Source organism: Salinigranum rubrum, assembly GCF_002906575.1.
Taxonomy (GTDB): domain Archaea; phylum Halobacteriota; class Halobacteria; order Halobacteriales; family Haloferacaceae; genus Salinigranum; species Salinigranum rubrum.
In genome coordinates this window covers 436,863-455,860 of sequence record NZ_CP026309.1, presented here as the reverse complement: position 1 = coordinate 455,860, position 18,998 = coordinate 436,863, and the positions used below count along the sequence as shown (strand labels likewise).

Sequence of the window (18,998 nt, the reverse complement as noted above, 5' to 3'; positions counted from 1 at the left end):
GGTATCGAGAGACATAAGCGAATCTGACAGTTCTTCCGACGTGAGAAGGGCCGGTCACCCCCGGCCGCCGGCGAGTTTGCGTGCCTCGGGGCGGCCACGGAGGCGAAGCATGGCGAGCGTGCCGAGCGCGGGGCCGACGGCGAGCGGCGCGAAGGCCCACTGCCAGCCGACAACCGCGACGAGTCGGGGGACGAGCTGGATGGAGACGGTGGTGAGGAGGAAGCCGAGTGCGGTCTGGAGCGTGAGCGCGCTGCCGACGTAGCTCCCCTCGGCGAGTTCGGTCACGGCGGCGGAGAACTGCGCGGAGTCGGCGACGATGACGAACCCCCACACGAGGACGAACGGGGCGAGCACGACGAGCGAGGAGCCGAAGACGAGTCCAGCGAGGAGGCAGGCGGTGCCGCTGACGAGCATCGACGCGCTGGTGACGGTGGTGCGGCCGAACCGGTCGGCGCCGACGCCGGCGACGAACGCACCGAGGCCGCCGACGGCGATGGTTCCGAAGGCGAGGACGGCGGCGACCTGAGGGGTCGCGAGCGGGTCCGCGGAGAGGGCGAACGACGCCGCGAGGAACGCCGGAATCCACGTCCAGACGGCATAGAGCTCCCACATGTGGCCGAAGTAGCCCAGGTTGGCGAGGAGCGTTCCCCTGTCGGCGAGAATGCGCCTGACTGCGCGGGGGTCGAACGGAGCGGCCGGGGCCTGGTGTGGTCCGGGGCGGACGAAGAGCACGAGGACGCCGCCGAGCGCGGCGAGGCCGGCGGCGGTGTAGAGCACGAGCGTCGGGCGACCGATACCGCCGACGCCGCGGACGAGATGCGGGAGGGCCGATCCGACGGAGAGTGCGCCGATGAGCGTCCCGATGGCGAGCCCCCGGCCCTCGCGGAACCACCCGGCCACGACCTTCATGCCCGGCGGATAGACGCCCGCCAGGGCGACACCGGTGAGAAAGCGGAGGACGATGGCGGGGAACGCGCTGTCGACGACGCTCGCGAGGACGACGGTGCACCCCGCACCGGCGAACGCCGACGCCGTGAAGAGATAGCGGGGCTGAACCGTGTCCGAGAGCGTCAGCACGGCCGAGAGGAGCGCCCCGACGACGAAGCCGACCTGGACGGCGCTGGTCAGGAGGCCGGTCTGGGTCGGCGAGAGCCCCCACGCCGACGCGAGTTCGGGCGCGACGGCGGACGCCGAGAACCACAGCGACATCGCGAACAGTTCGGCGACGGCGAGGACAGCGAGCGCCTGCCACTTCGTGGTCGCCGCGAAGCGCGTCGTCGACCCCCCGACGGTGACGCCGTCTCTCATCCCTCGAGAGGACGCGAGCGTGCGGCATAAACCGATGCACGGTCGTGCGGCAGCGATACACCGCAGCGCGCAGGAATCGAACGGACGCGTGGTTTTTCTTCGCCGCCTCGCAAGGGAGGGTGTGAGCGTCGAGACACTCCACCGGCCGGCCCACCGCGACGCGCTCGTCGCGCTGGAGGGGGCGTTCGACCGGGGCGACATGGTCGTCGTCTTCGGCCGCTGTACCGTCGAGTACGACGGCCGGGCGTCGAGTTCGCTCGGCCCGGGCGACCGGCTTCTCCTCTTGAAACCGGACGGGTCGGCGCTCGTCCACACCGACGAGAAGCGGACGCCCGTCAACTGGCAGCCGCCGGGGAGCGAACACCGTGCGAGCGTCCGCGACGGTCGTTTGCGGGTGCAATCGCGTCGCACCACCCCCGAAGAGGTCCTCGACGTCCGGTTCGAACGGGTCGACCAGCTCTCGGCCTTTTCGGTGGCGGAGCGCGCGGAACTCGCGCTGACCGGGAGCGAGGAGGACCTCCGGAACAGAATCCTCGACGACCCGGCTCTCGTGGAGGAGGGGTTCGAGCCGCTGGAGACGGAGCGGGAGACGATGGCCGGCCCAGTCGACGTGTTCGGGCGCGACGGCGAGGGCCGGGCGGTCGTCGTGGAGTTGAAACGCCGGCGGGTCGGGCCGGGAGCGGTCAGACAGCTTCAGGGGTACGTCGACGCGGTGGGTCGGGAGACGGGCGACGAGACGGTGAGAGGTGTGCTCGTAGCCCCCTCCGTGACTGACCGCGCGGCCGCACTGCTCGACGAGCGAGGGTTCGGGTTCGTCGCGCTGGGGCCGGACGAGGGAGAGAACGGAGACGAGTCCGAAGACGTGGACCCGGACAGGGAGCGAGATTCGGCGGACGACTGAGGCGGCAGGCCGAACGGCCCAGCGACGGGTCAGTCGTCGCTATCGACCCCCGCGAGTCGGAGGAAGTTCTCGACGGTGCGGGTGGCCGTGACGTCACCGAAGTCTCGGGCGCCCTCCCAGCCGAAGTCGCGTTCGATTCTGGAGAGGAAATCGCCGGTGAACTCCGGGTGGTACTGGGTCGTCCAGACGGGCGCGTCGACGTGTCGGCTCGCCAGCAGGGGGTAGTAGTCGGCGCTGGCGATAGCTTCCATGCCCTCGCCGAGGTCGGTGACGTGGTCGCCGTGGACCATCGGGAACGTGGGTTCGACCCCGGCGAACAGCGGGTCGTCGGCGATGTCCGCGTCGACGAGGCGGGCGGTGAGCCCGCGGTGTTCGACGCGGCCGCCGAGTGCGTCGTTCACGAGTTGGTGACCGAAGCAGACGCCGAGCAACGGTATCTCGCGGTCGACCGTTCGACGGACGAACCGCTTCGCGTCGCGGATCCACGGCCGGTCGTCGGCCTCGTAGACGCCGGCGGTGCTCCCGGTGACGACGACGGCGTCGACGCCGTCGAGCGAGGGGCGTTCGCCGGAGGGGTAGTGGGAGTGTTCGTGGTCGGGGAGCAGCGCGCGCAGCGCCTGCGGGAGGTAGCCGTAGGCGTCGGGGTCGACCTCGGTGTCGCAGACGAGGAGCATTGCGTCTCTACGTGAGAGGAGGTTCGAGCGCGGGTAATAGCGCTTCGGTGTCCGACACGGAGAGCGTGCAGTCAGTGGGGCGTGAAAAACTGTTGACGAAGGCGAGGGACAGCGGGCAGGGCGCGCGGCACACGGGCGCAGTGAAGCCACCCCCTCCCCAGCCGATTCGGACACGTACGCACTGCGTCTGCGGCGCGGCCACGCCCGCGCCGCACGGCCAGCGGGACGCTTCGCGTCCCGCGCTGTTCGCGCGTGTCTTTCATCCCTCGCGCGTGAGAGCGGGCGACCGGCTGGGGGGGGTCCTCGTGAGAGAACCGAACGAACGGCTCGGCGCAACGGAGTTGCTCCGGTGGGCGAGGCTGCGGCCACACCGCGCCCGTGTACCGCAGGGGCGCCGTCTCGCCGATTCTCCTCTCGACGCTCACTCAACCACCCTCCCCGCTCACTTCGTCCAACACGCCCGTGACTTCAGCCCGACCGAGTACGTTCACCATACTCTGAATTTGGGAGTCGTTAACACGGTTATCACGAGCATAGCTAACCCATCAGAAATCGTGAGAGTGTTCTATGGCATGGAAACCAGTCGAACTCTCGTGTCCGTCCTGTGAGGCGACCGTCCGGACCGACCTCGACGCGGTGCTCCCGGACGGGGGAGGCGAACGGCTCCGCGGACGTGACCTCGCGTGTCGCGAGTGCGACCACGAGTTCGAGGTGTTCTACTTCTGAGCGCCGTCGGTTGACGGGACGCGTCCCCGTCCGCAGCGGTATCGCCAGGGGACTGCGAGCCGTGCCGAAAGAGAGCGGTGGCCGTCGGATGTGGGGGCGGGGGCCGTCCCAGGCCGTGAAACCGACTCACGGCGTGCGGGCGCTTCGAAGCCCTTTTAGCCCGCGTAGACGTTCGCCAACGCAAGTAACCATGGCAGACAAACCGGCCTCCATGTACCGGGAGATCGACACGTCCGCGTACACTCGACGGGAGTACATCACGGGCGTCCCCGGTTCGAAGATCGCACAGTTCAACATGGGCAACCTCCAGACCGGTCCCGACGACTACCCGGTCCACATCAGCCTCCGCGTCGAGGAGGAGTGTCAGATCCGACACGGCTCGCTCGAATCGGCGCGGCTGTCGGCGAACCGCCGCATGTTGAAGCAGGTCGGCCAGGAGAACTACAAGATGATCCTCCACAAGCACCCCCACCACGTCATCCGCGAGAACAAGCAGGCGACGGGTGCGGGTGCGGACCGCGTTTCGGACGGGATGCGCCAGGCGTTCGGCAAGCCCGTCGGCACCGCCGCGCGCGTCATGAACGGCGATGTCGTCTTCAGCATCTACTGCCGGCCCGAACACGCCGACATCGCGAAGGACGCGCTCCGCCGCTCGTACAACAAGATGTCGCCGCCGTGTCGCGTCGTCGTCGAGAAGGGCGAAGAACTGCTGGTCGCCTGAGGCTCGTCGCACGCGTCGAACGGTTTTTCTCCCGTCGCTCTCCCCGTAGTGTATGCTTCGGCTGGCGGTCGCCACACAGGAGGAGACGTTCGAGCGGATGCGCGACCCGCTCGCCGACCGCGGAATCGAGGTCGTCCCGCTCCAGGCGAAGGAACGGGCCATCGGTCTCACGGACGCGTCGCCCGACGTGCCCGACGTCGACGTCGGATTCGTCTTCCCCACCCGGCTGATGGAAGGGGGCGCGCTCGACGCGCTCCTCGGGGTCCCGTGGGTGAACGACCGCGAGGCCGTGGTGACCTCGCGGAACAAGGGCGGCGTCGTCGCGGCGCTCGCCCGGGCGGGAATCGCGGTTCCCGAGACGGTGATGCTGTCGAACCCCGTTTCGGAGGCGGAAGTGAGCGCGGCCGTCTCGGGGATGGCGTACCCGCTGGTCGTGAAACCGAACTCCGCGACCCGCGGGGTGGGCGTCACGAAGGTCGACGACGAGGACTCCCTGCTGGGGGTGGTCGACTACCTCGACCTGGTCCACGACTACCGCGCCACGGGCGACAAGTCGTACCTGATCCAGGAGTTCCTCCCGGACGCGCGCGACTACCGCGCGATGGTCGTCGACGGCGACTGCTACGGCGGGGTCGAGCGTCGACTGCCCGACCCGGCGCGGGAGGCCGGCCGGTGGAAGCACAACGTCCACCGCGGGGCCGAAGCCGAACGGGTGGACCTCTCCCCCGAATACAGACGGCTCGCCGAATCCGTCTCCGAGACGCTCGGCATCGACTACCTGGGCGTGGACCTCCTCGTGACGGAGTCGCGCGTGGTCGTCGGCGAGACGAACGCGCGCCCGACCATCGACCGCGCCGAGAAGTACGACGCGGGCTTCTACGACGCGCTCGCGGGCCTCATCGAGCGGACGGCCGAAAGAACGGAGAGGTGACCGCGACGCGTTCGGTTACTCGACGTCGATGGCGGCGGAGTCTTCGACCTTGTCGAAGGTGACCTGCAGGACGCCGTTGTTGAACGACGCGGAGGCGGAGTGTTCGTCGACGCGCGCCGGGAGTCGGATGCGCTCGTCGTACTCGCGTCGGTCCGAGGCGGCCGAGACGGTGAGTGTCTCCCCGTCGCACTTGAGGTCGATCGCGTCCTTCTCCACGCCCGGGAGGTCCGCGACGAGGCGAACGGTGTCACCCTCGTCGAACACGTCGACGTGGGTCTCGGAGGCGAAGCCGGTGGTGTCGCCGCCAGTCATTTCGCTCATCATCCGTTCGATCTCGCCGAAGATGGAGTCGAACGGATCGTCACGGTCGTCTCTTCGCATGGACGGAGGTATGGTTCATCGTACCAAAAGCCTTCTGCAACACGAATCATCTGCGAGAATCGGCGGAGGTCCGACCGAGCGCGGCGGTCGCGCCCGAAACATCCGGTCTCGCGAGACAGTCGCACAAGAGGTATGGTGGTTCCGAAACAGATTTAGTCCGTGGTCGAGGACATACAACCGTAACTAACTCGCTTATGAGTGAAAAATCGTACCTGAGTGCCGGTGACGACGTCCCCGATGAGGAGGTCGTCAGGGTGGGACTCAACGGCTTCGGGCGCATCGGTCGCAACATCTTCCGGGCGGTCCTGGACAACCCGCGGATCGACCTCGTCGGCATCAACGACGTGATGTCGTTCGACGACATGGCGTATCTCGTCAAGTACGACTCCGTCATGCCGCGGCTCGACGGCGTCGAACTGGAGGACGAACGGCTCATCATCGGCGGGACGTCGGTCGACCTGTACAACGTGCAGTCGCCCGCCGAACTCCCGTGGGGGGACCTCGACGTCGACGTCGCTCTCGAGTGTACGGGCATCTTCCGCACGTACGAGGACGCCTCCGCACACGTCGAGGCCGGCGCGGACAAGGTCGTCATCAGCGCGCCGCCGAAGGGCGAGGAACCGGTCAAACAGATCGTCTACGGCGTCAACCACGACGAGTACGAGGGCGAGGACGTCGTCTCCAACGCCTCGTGTACCACGAACAGTGTGACGCCGGTCGCGAAGGTGCTCGACGACGAGTTCGGCATCGTCGCGGGCCAACTCACGACGGTCCACTCGTACACCGGGAGCCAGAGCATCATCGACGCGCCGCAGTCGAAGCGCCGCCGCGGCCGCGCCGCCGCCGAGAACATCGTCCCGACGTCGACGGGCGCCGCGCAGGCGACCACCGAAATCCTGCCGCAACTTCAGGGCAAACTCGACGGGATGGCCATCCGCGTCCCGACGGTGAACGGGTCGCTCACCGAACTCGTCGTCGAACTCGAATCCCAGCCGAGCGCCGAGGAGATCAACGGCGCGTTCATGGACGCCGCAGCGGGCGAGATGGCGGGCGTCCTCGGCGTCACGGACGATCAGATCGTCTCCCGCGACATCCTCGGCAACCCCCACTCGTCGTACGTCGACCTCGATTCGACGAACGTCGTCGCCGACGGCAAGCAGGCGAAGATCCTGACGTGGTACGACAACGAGTACGGGTTCTCGAACCGGATGCTCGACGTCGCCGCGTACGTCCACGACAACTGAGTTAGCCGAGCCTCCCCGAACCGTCCGGACCGAGCGCCACCCCCGGCGCCGACCACCGATCACCGACACCACGTTTCACTCTTTCGCACCCACCCAGAGAGCGCCGCCGTTCCCCGGAGCCGGACCGAGTTCGCACACGACTAAGTGCCCGTCACGCGACGATTCACACACGAGACATGTTCAAGACGCTCGACGACCTCGACCCCGAGCAGCGCGTCCTCGTCCGACTCGACCTGAACGCTCCCGTGGAAGACGGCGTCGCCCAGGACAACCGACGGTTCGAGCGCCACGCCGAGACCGTCCGCGACCTCGCCGACGCCGGCCACCGCGTCGCGCTCATGGCCCACCAGGGCCGCCCCGGCGACGACGACTTCATCTCGCTTTCGAGCCACGCCGAGGTCCTCGCCGACCACGCCGGCGTCGAGGTCGGCTTCGTCGATTCGACGTACGGCGAGGAGGCGATAGACGCCATCCGCGCCCTCGACGCCGGCGACGTCCTCCTCCTGGAGAACACCCGGATGACCGACGACGAACTGCCCGAGAAAGAGCCCGAAGCCCACGCCGAAAGCGAGTTCGTTCGAACCCTCGCCCCGGAGTTCGACGCGTACGTCAACGACGCGTACTCCGCGGCCCACCGGGCACACGCCTCGCTCGTGGGCTTTCCCCTGGTGCTCCCCGCCTTCGCCGGCCGCGTGATGGTCGCGGAGTACGAGGCCAACTCCGCCATCGCCACCAAGGAGTTCGACGGCGACGTGACGATGGTGGTCGGCGGGACGAAGGCGACGGACGTCATCTCGGTGATGAACGCCATCGGCGGCAGGGTCGACACCTTCTGTCTGGGGGGCATCGCCGGCGAACTGTTCCTCCGCGCGGACGGCTACCCCGTCGGCGAGGACATCGAGGGAATGGACCTCTTCGACGACCAGTGGGAGAAGAACCACGAGACCATCGAGTCGCTCCTCGAAGAGCGCGGTGACCAGATCGAACTCGCCGTCGACCTCGCGTACGAGGACGACAACGACGAGCGGGCCGAGAGCCGCATCGACGTCATCACGGAGAAGGACCGCGCGTTCCTCGACGTCGGCTCGGAGACCGTGGCGAAGTACGACCCCATCATCCGCGACTCGGAGGCTGTCTTCGTGAAGGGCGCGCTCGGCCTGTTCGAGGACGAGCGGTTCGCGGTCGGGACCGTCGGCGTGCTCGAAGCCATCGCCGACACCGACTGTTTCTCCGTCGTCGGCGGCGGCGACACCTCCCGCGCCATCGAGATGTACGGCCTCTCGGAGGAGGACTTCTCGCACGTCTCCATCGCCGGCGGGGCCTACATCCGCGCGCTGACGGGCGAACCGCTCGTCGCCGTCGAACTGTTGAAGCGAGAGTAGCGTAACCGACCGGCCGGTCGTCAGTCGTCGGCGGGAACCTGCTGCTGGCTAAACCCCGCCGGATCACCGCTGATGCCGACGCCCAGCGTATCGTCGGTGAGTCGCATCGACTCGTCCTGCGGTTCGAGGCCCATCACGGCGCGGATGGCGTCGACGTTCTCGGGGACCACGTCGGACTCCTGGTGGATGGCCTGGAACAGGTAGAGGTCCCTGCCCCGTACGCCGATGGACTCGCCCCAGATGCAGTTCTCCCAGAGGTCGCCGCGGGGGCGGCCGGCGTCGAGCGCGAAGTTCTTCAGTTTCCCGACGCCGTCGATACCCATCCCCTCGGGGATGACGTAGAGGCGGTTCTCCTGCTCCAGAAGAGCCTGGACGTGCGCGGCGGTGACGCGCTCGTCGAGCGTGACGTTCAGCGCGTGGACGTGCATCAGCGTCGCCGGCACCTTCAGTCCCATCGTGTCGATGTCGAGGTCCGTGAAGATGGTCTTGACGTCGGGGCCGTGGTGGGAAGGAACGTGAATGGGGTTCGGGAGGATGTCGTTGATGGGACCGCGGGTGTTCTGTCCGGGGTCGCCTCCCCGACGGACCAGCGTCGCGCGGACCTTCTCGACGCCGTACTCCTCCTGGAGCGGGGCGATGACGCGAGAGAGCCCGGTCGTGTTACACGAGACGACGCGGGCGTAGTCGGCATCCTCGGCGGCGTCGAAGTTGGCCCGGGCGTTGAAGCTCACGTCGGCGACATCGGCCGACTCGCCGCCCTGAAGCAGCGCGGGGGTGTCGTGGGACTCGTAGAGCGAGCGATTCTCAGCACCGATTCCGGAGGGCGTGGCGTCGACGATGATGTCGGCTTCGGCGACGAGTTCGTCGACGGCACCGGCGAGTTCAAGCCCGGCCTCGGAGAAGAGCGGGGCGCGTTCGGGGATGGCGGCGTACAACGGGTACCCACGACGGACGGCGGCGTGCGCCTCGTAGTTCGGCTGCGTCTTGGCGACGCCGACGACCGTCATGTCCGGTTGTGCGGCGACCGCGTCGGCCACGCGCTTCCCGATGGTACCGTACCCGTTTATTCCGACCTTCAACATACCCCTCCATCGACGGGACAGCCAGATAGTTATTTCGGACGCTAACAGGTAGAAATTAATTCCTACACGAGTAACGGCTTCGATGTTTTCAGGCGGCCGGGTGAGAGATTTAGCGAACTTCAAGCGGAGAGAACGGGCGAAAGGGCGAGGGGAAGACCTAACCAACTCAACCCCCTTCGCCGCGGTATGGACGAATCCGACACACGGCTCACGGAGGCCGCCGAGACGGCGGTGACACAGTGTCTCGCCGTCGCGGAGGGGGAGTCGTTCGTGGTCGTCACGGACGACAAGCGCCGGCGCATCGGCGAGTTCCTCTACGAGGCCGGGAGAGCGCACACAGGAGACGTCGTCGTCGTGCAGTATCCGCCGGGCCCACAGCACGGGGCCGAACCGCCCGACGCAGTGGCGGCGGCGATGCGCGACGCCGACGTGTTCGTCGCGCCGACCACGAAGAGTATCAGCCACACCCGTGCACGGTCGGCCGCCTGCGAGAACGGGGCGCGCGGCGCGACGATGCCCGGTATCACCGAGGAGGTGATGGTCGCGGGTTAGACGCCGACTACCGGGCCATCTCCGAGCACTGCGCGGCGGTGTACGAGCAGGTCTCGGACGCCGAGGAGGTGCGGGTGACGACCGAGGCGGGGACGGACATCACGTTCGAGCCCGGAAGCCGCGAGTGGCACTCCGACACCGGACTCGTCCACGAGGCCGGCGCGTTCTCGAACCTGCCCGCAGGGGAGGTGTTCGTCGCGCCCGAGACGGCGAACGGAACGTACGTCGTCGACGGGACGATGCGGCCGCACGGCCTCCTGAACGAGGAACTACGATTCGAGGTCGAAGACGGCTACGTCACTCACATCTCGGACGACGCCGTGCGCGAGCAGGTCGAAGCGGGAGCCGAGTCGGTGGGACGGGACGCGTACAACCTCGCCGAACTGGGCATCGGCACGAACGTCGGCGTCACCGAGTTGGTCGGGTCGGTACTCTTAGACGAGAAGGCCGCCGGCACGGTGCACATCGCCATCGGCGACGACGCCTCCATCGGCGGCGACACCGAGGCACCGCTGCATCTGGACGGCATCCTGAGAGAGCCGACCGTGTACGCGGATAGCGAGGAAGTGGAACTTCCTCGGTGAGCGACCGAAAGTCCCCGAACGGCGGTACCGACACGAGGAGGTCGAACTGGCATGGCTCGCGGTGGCGCGACGGGCGCGACGCCGTGTCGCGCCGCGGCGCGAGGGATGACCGAACCCCCGAGCACAGCGAGGGGTGAGGGAGTCGGCTGGGGAGGTCTGTGGCTTCAGCGCCCTGGCGACCGCGCGGTCTCTTTTCCGTTCGGACGCACATCCCCGACGAGACACGTCCCGGTCTCGCACCCGTGCGTCCCGTCGGCACCCACGATACGCTCGAAACGACGGCCGCGATGCGCTCCAAACCGTGCCACGTCCACCCACAGAACCGGCGAAACGTGCCCTTTTCACGGGTGGGGAGAGTAGACGAGCGCATATGAGTACGATTCCCGACGCCGGCGAGCGCGTCCCGCTCGTCTGTCCGTCCTGCTCGCCCGACGAGCAGACGGTCCACGAGGTCATCAAGCCGGACGGCCACTCCACCGTCCGGTGTACGGCCTGCGGCCACGTCCGCAAGGAGAAGATAGCGAAGCCCCGCGAGGTGCCGGTCGACGTCGTCGTCTCCCAGGACGGCGAGTCGCTGTCGACCACCGTCGACGCGCCCGCCGAGGACACGGTCGAAGTCGGCGACGAGTTGATCGTCGACACGCCCGAGGCGCTGATGCAGGTTCGAGTCACGGCCATCGAGGTCGGTCCCGAACAGCGCGTCGACGAGGCAATCGTCGAGGACGTCCAGACCGTCTGGACGCGCGTCGTCGACAACGTGACCGTGAACGTCACCATTCACCCCAAGGACGGCCGCGAGGACGCCTCTCGGAGCCTGAAGATGCAGGTTCCCGGCGACTACGAGTTCGTCGTCGGCGAGGTCGAGTCCGCGGGCGACGAGGAGTTCGAGGTCGACGGCATCCACGTCCGGACCGACGCCGACGCCGAGAACTACCGGTTCGACAAGTTCGACCACGAGGGCGACATGGTGTTCGCCAAGGACGTGAAACGCCTCTACGGACGCGACACCACGACCGCGGCCTGGTCCGCCTGGTAACGACGACGATCGATCCAACTCAGTCGACCCACGAGCCGTTTCGATTCTCACGCCGTCCCTCGGTAGCCGCTCCGACCCGGTGAGCAGCGCATCTCTCGCAGCCGCGTTTCTCGTGAGCGCGGGAGCGTCCAAAGCGTTTTACTACTAGGTCATACAACCTAGTGGTGTATGAGCTCGAACGACCGGACGTTCAGCGAGGTCGGCGAAGCACAGGTCACCCGCGCCATCGGCCAGGAGTGGACGGAGGAGTTCATGGACTTCTCCGACAGCGACGTCATCATCGTCGGCGGCGGTCCCTCGGGACTGATGGCGGGGAAGGAACTGGCCGAACGCGGCGTGAAGACGATGGTCGTCGAGAAGAACAACTATCTGGGAGGCGGGTTCTGGCTCGGCGGGTTCCTGATGAACAAGGTCACGGTCCGCGACCCCGCCCAGTCGGTCCTCGACGACCTCGACGTCGACTACAAGCGCGCGCAGGACACGGACGGACTGTACGTCGCCAACGGGCCCGAGGCGTGTTCGGGACTCATCAAAGCCGCCTGCGACGCGGGCGCGAAGATGCAGAACATGACGGAGTTCACCGACATCGTCATCCGCGAGGACCATCGAGTGGGAGGCATCGTGATGAACTGGACGCCGGTGCACGCTCTGCCCAGAGAGATCACCTGTGTCGACCCCATCGCCGTCGAGGGCGAGTTAGTGATCGACGCGACGGGCCACGACGCCGTCGCCGTCTCCAAACTGCAGGAGCGCGGCGTCCTCGACGCGCCCGGCCTCTCGCACGCCGCGGAGCACAACACCGGGATGGACCAGACCGAGGAGGGACAGTACGGTGCACCCGGCCACGACTCGCCCGGTCACGACTCGATGTGGGTCGGCGAGAGCGAGGACGCCGTCGTCGAACACACCGGTCTCGTCCACGACGGCCTCGTCGCCACCGGGATGGCGGTGGCGACCACCTACGGCCTGCCGCGGATGGGGCCGACGTTCGGCGCGATGCTCCTCTCGGGCAAGCGCGCCGCGCAGGTCGCCATCGACGAACTCGGCGTCGACGCGCCCGAGGTGGAGATGACGACGCGCACGCCCGCGGACGACTGACCCGGGACGAAGAGCCGAGACAGACCACAGATGGCCGAGGTCGACACCGTCGTCTGCTACCGCGCGCCCACGACCGTCGCGGACACGCCGGAGATAGCCGCGTGGCTCCGCGAACGACTCGACGCCCGGGTCGAGATCCGCGACCGCTTTCTGGACAGCCACGCCGACGAGGACCTCGCCGAGGCGTTCGCCGCCGCCCGCGTCCACTCGCCGCACGAGCGTGGGACGGGGACGACGATGCTCGGGGCCGTGCGGTACGAGGAGCGAGCGCTCGACGACCCCGAACGCGCGGGCGGCGTCCTCTACGACGGGAGGGCGGTCCAGGGGGCGCTGAACGCGCGGCTTCCCGACGCCGAGTCGTCGCTCTCGACGCTCCACGTCGTTCTCGTGGATCGGACGCTCGCCACGTGGGGCGACCACGACGGCCGCTGGCACAAGCGCGTCACCGTGCTCGGCCAGCCCGCGCTCGTGTCGGTCCCGGGGCTGTACGAGGCCCCCGCGAAGCCCGAGGCGTACTACCAGGCGAAGCAAGAGCACGCGCTGCTGTCGGGCGACGCGCCACCCCGCGAGGTGCTCGAATCGGCGGTCGACGGGGACTTTCTCGTCGACGACGACCCCCGGACGACGGAGGCGCTGAAGGGGTACGTCCTCCAGGCGGTCGACTACGTCGAGACGGGCGAGGCGTTCTGCGACGCCGAGTCGTGCCGCCTCGCGAACCCCCACAGACAGCCGGGAGTGGTGAGAGCGCAGCTACGCAGTCCCGAGTTCTGTGACCGCCACGCCGCGCGGTACGGCGTCTCGGACCGAGCCACCGACTCCGACCGAGCCACCGAACACGACAAGTTGTAACACGGTCGGCGACCAACGGGGGGTATGGTCCGCGACGGTGAGAACCACGCGACTGCCCGCCACCGACTGGTCGACCGTCTCGTCGAGCGCGGCTACGTCGAGCGCGAGTCGACCGAACGTGCGCTTCGGGCGGTCCCGCGTCACGAGTTCGTGCCCGAGGGCAGTCGGCGGGAGGCGTACGCGGACCGACCGCTCTCCATCGGGAGGGGCCAGACCATCAGCGCGCCACACATGGTCGCCCTGATGACGGACCTCCTCGACGTCGGCCGGGACGACCGGGTGCTCGAAGTCGGCACCGGCTGTGGCTACCACGCGGCCGTGACGAGCGAAGTCGTCGGCCCGGGGAACGTCTACAGCGTCGAGTACGACGCCGAACTCGCCGACGACGCCCGAGCACGGCTCGAACGGCTCGGCTACGAGATTCACGTCAGGCAGGGAGACGGCCGGCAGGGGTGGCCCGAGCACGCCCCCTACGACCGCGCGTACCTCACCTGCGCCCCACGAACCGTCCCCGAGGCGGTCGTCGATCAGGTCCGCGCCGGCGGTCGGGTGGTCTCACCCGAGGGGATGCGACGCCAGAAACTCGTGGTGTTGACGCCGACCGAGGAGGGAGTCGAACGGACCACCCACGGCGGCGTCCGGTTCGTGTCGATGCGCGGCGGGAGCGAAGGGTCGTGAGCGCTCGACCCCCATGCAGGGAGTTTTGAGCCGAGGGGACGGAGACGAGGTATGCCGACCAGAGACGGCTCCGGACCCGACCACGAGGAACTGTTACTGCTGTGGGTCGCCCGTCGAACCGGCGTCCTCGACGTACTGACGACGTCCGCCGGCACCGTCGACGAAGTGGCCGACGCGACGGGACTCGACCGCGAGACGGCCGGCCGGGTGATCCGACTCCTCGACGAGTACGGCTACCTCCACCCGATGGGTGACGAGTACGAGGTGACGAACCGTGCGCTGGGCTTTCTCGCGACGCGGGACGTCCGCTCCATCGGGGCCACCCCGTACGCGCTCGACCAACTGGAGGCGCTGGCCGGAGTCGGAGACGAAACTGCGGACCGGACGGAGACGCCGCCGGACGACCGCACGCTCCGCCACCGACTCGGGGCACACGCCGCGACGGCAACGGCGACGGTGCGGGCGGCCGTGACCGCGGCGATTCACGCGGCACCCGACGCCGAGCGGGTCGTCGACGTACGCGGCGCGTCGGGGGTGTACGCCGCCGAGTTCGCCCGACGCGGGCGGACGGTGACGCTCGTCGAGGCGCGAGCGGTGCTGGATGTCGTCGGACCGATGCTCGCTACGGCGGAAATCGAGACCGTCGCGGTCGATTCGGTCGCGAACGTCCCCGTCGAGAACGCCGACCTCGCCCTCCTGGCGGGCGTCCTGCAACGTCATCCGCCCGAAACGAACCGGAGACTCCTGAGTTCGGTGCACGGCGCACTCGGGGGCAGGGAGCGGTCGTCGTGCTCGAACCGCTCCGCGGCGACTCGCCCGCGGCACGGCGGGTCGCCGTCGAACGGCTCGCACAGGGTCGAGGAGACGCCTACACGGAAGAAGAGGTCACGTCGTGGCTCGGGGAGGCAGGCTTCGTCGGCGTCGACGTCCGCGACGTTCCGGGAACCGACTACCGGGCCGTCGTCGCCCGCCGCGAGCGTGGCGTTGAATAGGGTCGGGGGCCGAGACGGGAGTATGGACATCGCGGTGGTGCGAGACGACATGGTCGACGGCATCGAGCAGCGCGCGCCGCTCGACGACACCGTCTCCCAGGCCATGCGAACCGTCCCGCGCCACGAGTTCGTCGAGGACCGCCCGTACGACAACCGCGCCTCGGAGTTCGAGGGGACGCGCGTCCTCCCACCTGGACTCGCCGCGCGACTGGTCTCGGCGCTCTCGGTCGACCCGGACCACTCGGTGCTCGTCGTGGGCGTCGGCGTCGGCTACACGGCGGCCGTGGCCGCCGAACTCGTCGGCGCTCGCCGGGTTCACGCCGTCGACATCGCCAGGTCTCTCGTGTACGAGGCGCGCCACAACCTCGAACGGGCAGGGTACGGCGGCGTCCTCGTCGACTGCCGCGACGGGGCCGACGGCCTCCCCGAGTACGCCCCCTACGACCGAATCCTCGTCGAGGCCGGCGCGATCAGCCCGCCGAAGCGACTCCTCCGACAGCTGACTCCGGACGGACGGCTCGTCATGCCGCTCGGCGGCGGCGGGCGGGAGCAGACGCTCGTCGCCGTCGAGGACGACGGGGACGAGGGCGAGGTGGTCGACGAGTTCGGAGCGGTCAGGTTCCGCCCGCTCCTGGTCGACGGCGAACAGCACGGAGCCTCACGGAACCGGACCGACCGCGAGGACGCCGAGTTCGCAGAGCAGGGGTACTTCGCGCCCACCGGCTGGGAGCAGGAGTGGATCGACTGGGACGAGCACCTGTGAGTGGCGCGCGACCGTGACTGTTACTCGCCAGCCCCCCGGACGACGAGAATCTCCGTGTTGCCGCGGCGGTCGACGTACTGACTTCCTGCCGGCGGTTTGACGTCGACGACGACCGTCCCGTCCTGCTGGTGAGCCAGGAGCGACGGCTCGATGGAGACGCTCGCCACGCCCCGGTCACCTGTCTCCGCGGTGACGACCCCCTCGGCAAGGGAGGCACTGCCGCTCTTGACGACGGCCGTCGCGCCGGGGACGGGGTCGCCGTCGGGGTCGACGACGACGAGGTCGAGTTCGTGGGACCCGGGGGTGATGACGTCCTTTTCGGGGCGGACGTCGAGTTCCGCGACGGCGAGACCTTCGACACCGGTCAACATGTTCAGCATGAGGCTGAGGCTCGCGACGCCGACGACTAACGCGACGACGAGCCTGACCGGTAGGCCCTCGATGGCCCGTTCGTCGCGGCAGAAGCGCGACAGGGCGGATGGGGGCCTGAGCGAGCCGATGGGCGCCGAGCGGTCGTGTCCGTGCCGTTCTGGGGATGACATACCGCCCGGTGGCCGCGTCCCCGTATATGAACTCTCGGCCGAGAATTTATCCGAAAGGGGGCGGCCAGTCGTCGTCCATGCACGTGCTCGGACGGGCGAACGAACAGGGACAGAGAGGGGAAGCGTCGAACGGCCCGGTCGGCGAACTGGGACGGTACCGGGCCCGTGATGGGAGCAGCGGCGCGGCCGTCGCCGTCGACCTCGACCGCCCGCACGCGGCACTCGTCGTCGGCAAGCGGGGCTACGGCAAGTCGTACACGCTGGGCGTCCTCGCCGAGGAGTGTGCGCGGACGCCGGGCGTCGCCCCCGTCGTCGTCGACCCGCTCGGCGCCCTTCGCGGACTCGGTGCGTGGGGCCGCGTCGTCTCCACGCCCACAGTCCGGGCGTCATCCATCCCACCGCGCTCGTGGCCCGAACTCGTCGGCCTCGACCCGGTCTCCACGCCGGGCGCGCTCGTTTGGCAGGCCGCGGCCGCCGCGGAGACGCTCGCGGGGATGCGTGCACACGTCGATGAAGCCGACGCCGACACGGGAGCGAAGCGGGCGGCGACGAACCACCTCGAACTGGCACGCTCGTGGGGAGTGTTCGCGCCGACCGGGCTGGACGCCGACGCGCTCGTCGCAGAGCGGGTGACGGTGCTCGACTGTGCGGGACAGTCGCCGGGCGCGCGCGACGCGGTGACGTACGCCGTCGCGCGGGCGCTGTACGAGGCACGAATCGCGGGAGAACTCGACTGCCTCCCGTGGCTGTTCGTCGACGAGGCCCACGTCGCGTTCGACGGCGTCGCCGGCGCGGCGCTGGAGACGCTTCTCACTCGCGGACGCGCGCCCGGCGTCAGCCTCGTCTGTGCGACCCAGCGACCCGGCGTTCTCCCGCCGGTCGCGACTTCGCAGGCCGACCTCCTCGTCGCGCATCGACTCACCGCGGAGGCGGACGTGTCGGCGCTTCGGGCGTGCGAGGCGACGTACGTCGACGGCGGGCTTCGGGAACGGCTCCCCAACGACCGGGGCGAGGCGCTCGTCGTCGACGACCGCACGGAGTCCGTTCACGTCGTTCGCGTGCGCGAACGTGAAACGGAACACGAGGGGGAGAGCCCGCGAGCGAGTGCGATGGCCGCGGTGAGCAGTCGAAGCGAACCGAAAGCGACGAGTGACGGCGACGGGTTCGGACGGGCATGAGACGAACCGACCCGCTGTACGTGAGCGTCGGCGGGTTCGTCGGGGCCGTCCTCCGCTGGACGGTCGGGGTGGTCGTGACGGGCGAACCGGGGACGCTCCTCGTGAACGTCCTCGGGAGCTTTGCGCTCGGCGTGTTGGTCACGGTCGTCACCACCCACCGAGTCAGAGTGCTCGTCGGGACGGGACTGCTCTCCTCGTTCACCACCTACAGCACGTTCGCCGTCGAGACGGCCGCGCTCGCCCCGTCGATGGGGCTCGTGAACGTCGGCGCGAACTACGCGCTCGGCATCGCCGCAGCCTCTCTCGGTATCGCGTGGGGGCGTCGCCGATGACGCCCGACGCGTCGCTCTCGACCGCGCTCCTGGTCGGCGTCGGCGGCACGCTCGGGGCGCTCGCACGGTTCGCCGTCGACACCCGGTTCGGTGGGCGGCGAGGGGTCTTCGCCGTGAACGTCCTCGGGAGCGTCGCGCTCGGCGCGCTCGGCGCCGCGCCCGTCGACAGCGCGTTCCTCCTCGTCTTCGGAACCGGGTTCTGCGGCGCGTTCACGACGTTCTCCTCGTTCGCCGTCGGCGTCGTCGAGCACGCGCAGGCGGGCGAGCGTCGGGTCGCGGCGCGCTACGCGCTCGGGACGCTCGCCGCCGCGCTCGTCGGAGTTGCGCTCGGCGGCGGCGCGGTCCGCGCGCTCCTCTGAGTCGGTCAGTCGTCGGGGTCCGACCGCCACACGAGCCCTTCGACCTCCCCGCGGAGGACGACCGTGTGCTCCGCGCCGGCCCGCGCGCTCGCGGTTCGCCGGCACTCGACGGTCGCCGCCAGGTCGAACCGGTCCTCCCGGGCGTCGACCCGCTCTGTCGTCCACTCGCATCGAACGGTGTCGCCGGCGTAGACTGGGGTGAGAAAGTCGAACTCCATGGTCCGGGCCAGCACTTCGAGGTCGCCGCCGATTTCGGTCGAGAGCGTCGCCGTCAACAGGCCGTGGACCATCGGGGGCTCTCGTTCGGTGTGGATGGCCTGAGTGTCACGTGAGACCGCGGCGAATCCGCTGACGTCCTCGTCGGTGAACGTGCGTTCGACGACGTGGACGTCGCCTTGCTCGGGAGGGGCCATTGGACGCGGGTTCGACGGAGGGAAAGAAAGGTTGTGGGGTCGACAGCGGCGGTGGTGCGCGAGAGCGAGCGACTGCAGGGAGCGAGCGAACGCGCGAGGGGCGAGTATCGCAGGGCCGAAGGCCCGAGAAACGCAGTCTGCTGGGGGTGAGGACTGCGGTCTCACCGCGCCCGTGTACCGTGTTGTCGCCGTGTCGGCTACGCTGCCGCGTCGACCGACGATGCACCCGGAGCGACGACCGAGAACCGACTGTCCGGAGCGGGATTGTGAAC

At 69.0% G+C, this 18,998-nt stretch carries 20 protein-coding genes and 1 pseudogene; 15 read left to right on the top strand and 6 right to left on the bottom strand.

Annotated features, from left to right (window positions below; all coding sequences use genetic code 11):
* Positions 1–54 precede the first annotated feature (54 nt).
* Positions 55–1,308: an MFS transporter gene (locus C2R22_RS02200; RefSeq protein WP_245902856.1), complete on the bottom strand. Its 1,254-nt coding sequence runs from the start codon at positions 1,306–1,308 to the stop codon at positions 55–57.
* 121 nt (positions 1,309–1,429) lie between these two features.
* On the opposite strand from C2R22_RS02200, the gene nucS reads away from it, so the two are divergent.
* On the top strand, positions 1,430–2,209 hold the full coding sequence (gene nucS, locus C2R22_RS02195) for an endonuclease NucS (RefSeq protein ID WP_173862764.1): 780 nt from the start codon (positions 1,430–1,432) through the stop codon (positions 2,207–2,209).
* 29 nt (positions 2,210–2,238) lie between these two features.
* On the opposite strand, the gene C2R22_RS02190 is transcribed toward nucS, so the two are convergent.
* Positions 2,239–2,883 carry a type 1 glutamine amidotransferase gene (locus C2R22_RS02190; RefSeq protein ID WP_103424151.1) on the bottom strand — a complete coding sequence of 215 codons (645 nt, stop codon included), beginning with the start codon at positions 2,881–2,883 and terminating at the stop codon, positions 2,239–2,241.
* Between the two features lie 567 nt (positions 2,884–3,450).
* Between C2R22_RS02190 and C2R22_RS24775 the strand changes: the two genes are divergently transcribed.
* From C2R22_RS24775 to C2R22_RS02180, 3 genes are all read left to right on the top strand, one after another.
* Positions 3,451–3,609, top strand: coding sequence for a hypothetical protein (locus tag C2R22_RS24775; protein ID WP_162562343.1), 159 nt, complete (start codon positions 3,451–3,453; stop codon positions 3,607–3,609).
* A gap of 190 nt (positions 3,610–3,799) precedes the next feature.
* Positions 3,800–4,330, top strand: a complete 531-nt coding sequence (locus C2R22_RS02185; RefSeq protein ID WP_103424149.1) for a 50S ribosomal protein L16 — start codon at positions 3,800–3,802, stop codon at positions 4,328–4,330.
* Positions 4,331–4,382: 52 nt separating this feature from the next.
* The gene (locus C2R22_RS02180) at positions 4,383–5,261 is read left to right on the top strand and encodes an ATP-grasp domain-containing protein (RefSeq protein WP_103424147.1); all 879 of its coding nucleotides are present in this window, start codon (positions 4,383–4,385) and stop codon (positions 5,259–5,261) included.
* A gap of 15 nt (positions 5,262–5,276) precedes the next feature.
* Here C2R22_RS02180 and C2R22_RS02175 read toward each other — a convergent pair whose 3' ends face one another.
* Positions 5,277–5,642, bottom strand: coding sequence for an Hsp20/alpha crystallin family protein (locus C2R22_RS02175; RefSeq protein ID WP_103424145.1), 366 nt, complete (start codon positions 5,640–5,642; stop codon positions 5,277–5,279).
* 194 nt (positions 5,643–5,836) lie between these two features.
* Between C2R22_RS02175 and gap the strand changes: the two genes are divergently transcribed.
* Together gap and C2R22_RS02165 are read left to right on the top strand one after the other, a co-directional pair.
* Positions 5,837–6,886: a type I glyceraldehyde-3-phosphate dehydrogenase gene (gap, locus tag C2R22_RS02170; RefSeq protein ID WP_103424143.1), complete on the top strand. Its 1,050-nt coding sequence runs from the start codon at positions 5,837–5,839 to the stop codon at positions 6,884–6,886.
* 176 nt (positions 6,887–7,062) lie between these two features.
* Positions 7,063–8,268 carry a phosphoglycerate kinase gene (locus C2R22_RS02165; protein WP_103424142.1) on the top strand — a complete coding sequence of 402 codons (1,206 nt, stop codon included), beginning with the start codon at positions 7,063–7,065 and terminating at the stop codon, positions 8,266–8,268.
* Positions 8,269–8,288: 20 nt separating this feature from the next.
* Here C2R22_RS02165 and C2R22_RS02160 read toward each other — a convergent pair whose 3' ends face one another.
* Entirely contained in the window at positions 8,289–9,350 is a 1,062-nt protein-coding gene (locus C2R22_RS02160; protein ID WP_103424140.1) for a type II glyceraldehyde-3-phosphate dehydrogenase, read from the bottom strand.
* 186 nt (positions 9,351–9,536) lie between these two features.
* Between C2R22_RS02160 and C2R22_RS02155 the strand changes: the two are divergent.
* The 6 genes and pseudogenes from C2R22_RS02155 (at position 9,537) to C2R22_RS02130 (ending at position 15,902) form a co-directional block, all read left to right on the top strand.
* A pseudogene (locus tag C2R22_RS02155) lies at positions 9,537–10,486 on the top strand (aminopeptidase).
* 370 nt (positions 10,487–10,856) lie between these two features.
* Positions 10,857–11,522, top strand: coding sequence for an HVO_0476 family zinc finger protein (locus C2R22_RS02150; protein ID WP_103424139.1), 666 nt, complete (start codon positions 10,857–10,859; stop codon positions 11,520–11,522).
* 168 nt (positions 11,523–11,690) lie between these two features.
* Positions 11,691–12,620, top strand: coding sequence for a sulfide-dependent adenosine diphosphate thiazole synthase (locus C2R22_RS02145; protein WP_103424137.1), 930 nt, complete (start codon positions 11,691–11,693; stop codon positions 12,618–12,620).
* 30 nt (positions 12,621–12,650) lie between these two features.
* Positions 12,651–13,469, top strand: coding sequence for a DUF7001 family protein (locus tag C2R22_RS02140; protein ID WP_103424135.1), 819 nt, complete (start codon positions 12,651–12,653; stop codon positions 13,467–13,469).
* Positions 13,470–13,493: 24 nt separating this feature from the next.
* A complete protein-coding gene (locus tag C2R22_RS02135; protein WP_103424133.1) occupies positions 13,494–14,147 on the top strand; it encodes a protein-L-isoaspartate(D-aspartate) O-methyltransferase in 654 nt (217 codons plus the stop codon).
* A gap of 1,014 nt (positions 14,148–15,161) precedes the next feature.
* Positions 15,162–15,902, top strand: a complete 741-nt coding sequence (locus tag C2R22_RS02130; RefSeq protein ID WP_103427533.1) for a protein-L-isoaspartate O-methyltransferase family protein — start codon at positions 15,162–15,164, stop codon at positions 15,900–15,902.
* Positions 15,903–15,922: 20 nt separating this feature from the next.
* On the opposite strand, the gene C2R22_RS02125 is transcribed toward C2R22_RS02130, so the two are convergent.
* Positions 15,923–16,444 (bottom strand): carboxypeptidase-like regulatory domain-containing protein, encoded by a 522-nt coding sequence (locus tag C2R22_RS02125; protein ID WP_245902855.1) that lies wholly within the window; start codon positions 16,442–16,444, stop codon positions 15,923–15,925.
* Positions 16,445–16,521: 77 nt separating this feature from the next.
* Between C2R22_RS02125 and C2R22_RS02120 the strand changes: the two genes are divergently transcribed.
* The 3 genes from C2R22_RS02120 to C2R22_RS02110 are packed head-to-tail and all read left to right on the top strand — an operon-like array spanning position 16,522 to position 18,313.
* A complete protein-coding gene (locus tag C2R22_RS02120) occupies positions 16,522–17,622 on the top strand; it encodes an ATP-binding protein (protein WP_103424131.1) in 1,101 nt (366 codons plus the stop codon).
* Entirely contained in the window at positions 17,619–17,954 is a 336-nt protein-coding gene (locus C2R22_RS02115) for a fluoride efflux transporter FluC (protein ID WP_103424129.1), read from the top strand. The genes C2R22_RS02120 and C2R22_RS02115 overlap by 4 nt, the downstream gene beginning before the upstream one ends.
* A complete protein-coding gene (locus C2R22_RS02110) occupies positions 17,951–18,313 on the top strand; it encodes a fluoride efflux transporter FluC (RefSeq protein ID WP_103424128.1) in 363 nt (120 codons plus the stop codon). Before C2R22_RS02115 ends, C2R22_RS02110 begins: the two co-directional genes overlap by 4 nt.
* A 5-nt stretch (positions 18,314–18,318) precedes the next feature.
* Here C2R22_RS02110 and C2R22_RS02105 read toward each other — a convergent pair whose 3' ends face one another.
* Positions 18,319–18,726 carry a MaoC/PaaZ C-terminal domain-containing protein gene (locus C2R22_RS02105; protein WP_103424127.1) on the bottom strand — a complete coding sequence of 136 codons (408 nt, stop codon included), beginning with the start codon at positions 18,724–18,726 and terminating at the stop codon, positions 18,319–18,321.
* Positions 18,727–18,998: the final 272 nt, after the last annotated feature.

Coding starts and splice junctions, on each gene's coding strand:
- C2R22_RS24775 (WP_162562343.1), top strand. CDS start 3,451: ATGGCATGGAAACCAGTCGAACTCTCGTGTCCGTCCTGTGAGGCGACC.
- C2R22_RS02190 (WP_103424151.1), bottom strand. CDS start 2,883: ATGCTCCTCGTCTGCGACACCGAGGTCGACCCCGACGCCTACGGCTAC.
- C2R22_RS02165 (WP_103424142.1), top strand. CDS start 7,063: ATGTTCAAGACGCTCGACGACCTCGACCCCGAGCAGCGCGTCCTCGTC.
- C2R22_RS02175 (WP_103424145.1), bottom strand. CDS start 5,642: ATGCGAAGAGACGACCGTGACGATCCGTTCGACTCCATCTTCGGCGAG.
- C2R22_RS02200 (WP_245902856.1), bottom strand. CDS start 1,308: ATGAGAGACGGCGTCACCGTCGGGGGGTCGACGACGCGCTTCGCGGCG.
- C2R22_RS02125 (WP_245902855.1), bottom strand. CDS start 16,444: ATGTCATCCCCAGAACGGCACGGACACGACCGCTCGGCGCCCATCGGC.
- C2R22_RS02150 (WP_103424139.1), top strand. CDS start 10,857: ATGAGTACGATTCCCGACGCCGGCGAGCGCGTCCCGCTCGTCTGTCCG.
- C2R22_RS02160 (WP_103424140.1), bottom strand. CDS start 9,350: ATGTTGAAGGTCGGAATAAACGGGTACGGTACCATCGGGAAGCGCGTG.
- C2R22_RS02105 (WP_103424127.1), bottom strand. CDS start 18,726: ATGGCCCCTCCCGAGCAAGGCGACGTCCACGTCGTCGAACGCACGTTC.
- C2R22_RS02115 (WP_103424129.1), top strand. CDS start 17,619: ATGAGACGAACCGACCCGCTGTACGTGAGCGTCGGCGGGTTCGTCGGG.
- C2R22_RS02180 (WP_103424147.1), top strand. CDS start 4,383: ATGCTTCGGCTGGCGGTCGCCACACAGGAGGAGACGTTCGAGCGGATG.
- C2R22_RS02120 (WP_103424131.1), top strand. CDS start 16,522: ATGCACGTGCTCGGACGGGCGAACGAACAGGGACAGAGAGGGGAAGCG.
- C2R22_RS02130 (WP_103427533.1), top strand. CDS start 15,162: ATGGACATCGCGGTGGTGCGAGACGACATGGTCGACGGCATCGAGCAG.
- C2R22_RS02110 (WP_103424128.1), top strand. CDS start 17,951: ATGACGCCCGACGCGTCGCTCTCGACCGCGCTCCTGGTCGGCGTCGGC.
- C2R22_RS02145 (WP_103424137.1), top strand. CDS start 11,691: ATGAGCTCGAACGACCGGACGTTCAGCGAGGTCGGCGAAGCACAGGTC.
- C2R22_RS02140 (WP_103424135.1), top strand. CDS start 12,651: ATGGCCGAGGTCGACACCGTCGTCTGCTACCGCGCGCCCACGACCGTC.
- C2R22_RS02135 (WP_103424133.1), top strand. CDS start 13,494: ATGGTCCGCGACGGTGAGAACCACGCGACTGCCCGCCACCGACTGGTC.
- gap (WP_103424143.1), top strand. CDS start 5,837: ATGAGTGAAAAATCGTACCTGAGTGCCGGTGACGACGTCCCCGATGAG.
- C2R22_RS02185 (WP_103424149.1), top strand. CDS start 3,800: ATGGCAGACAAACCGGCCTCCATGTACCGGGAGATCGACACGTCCGCG.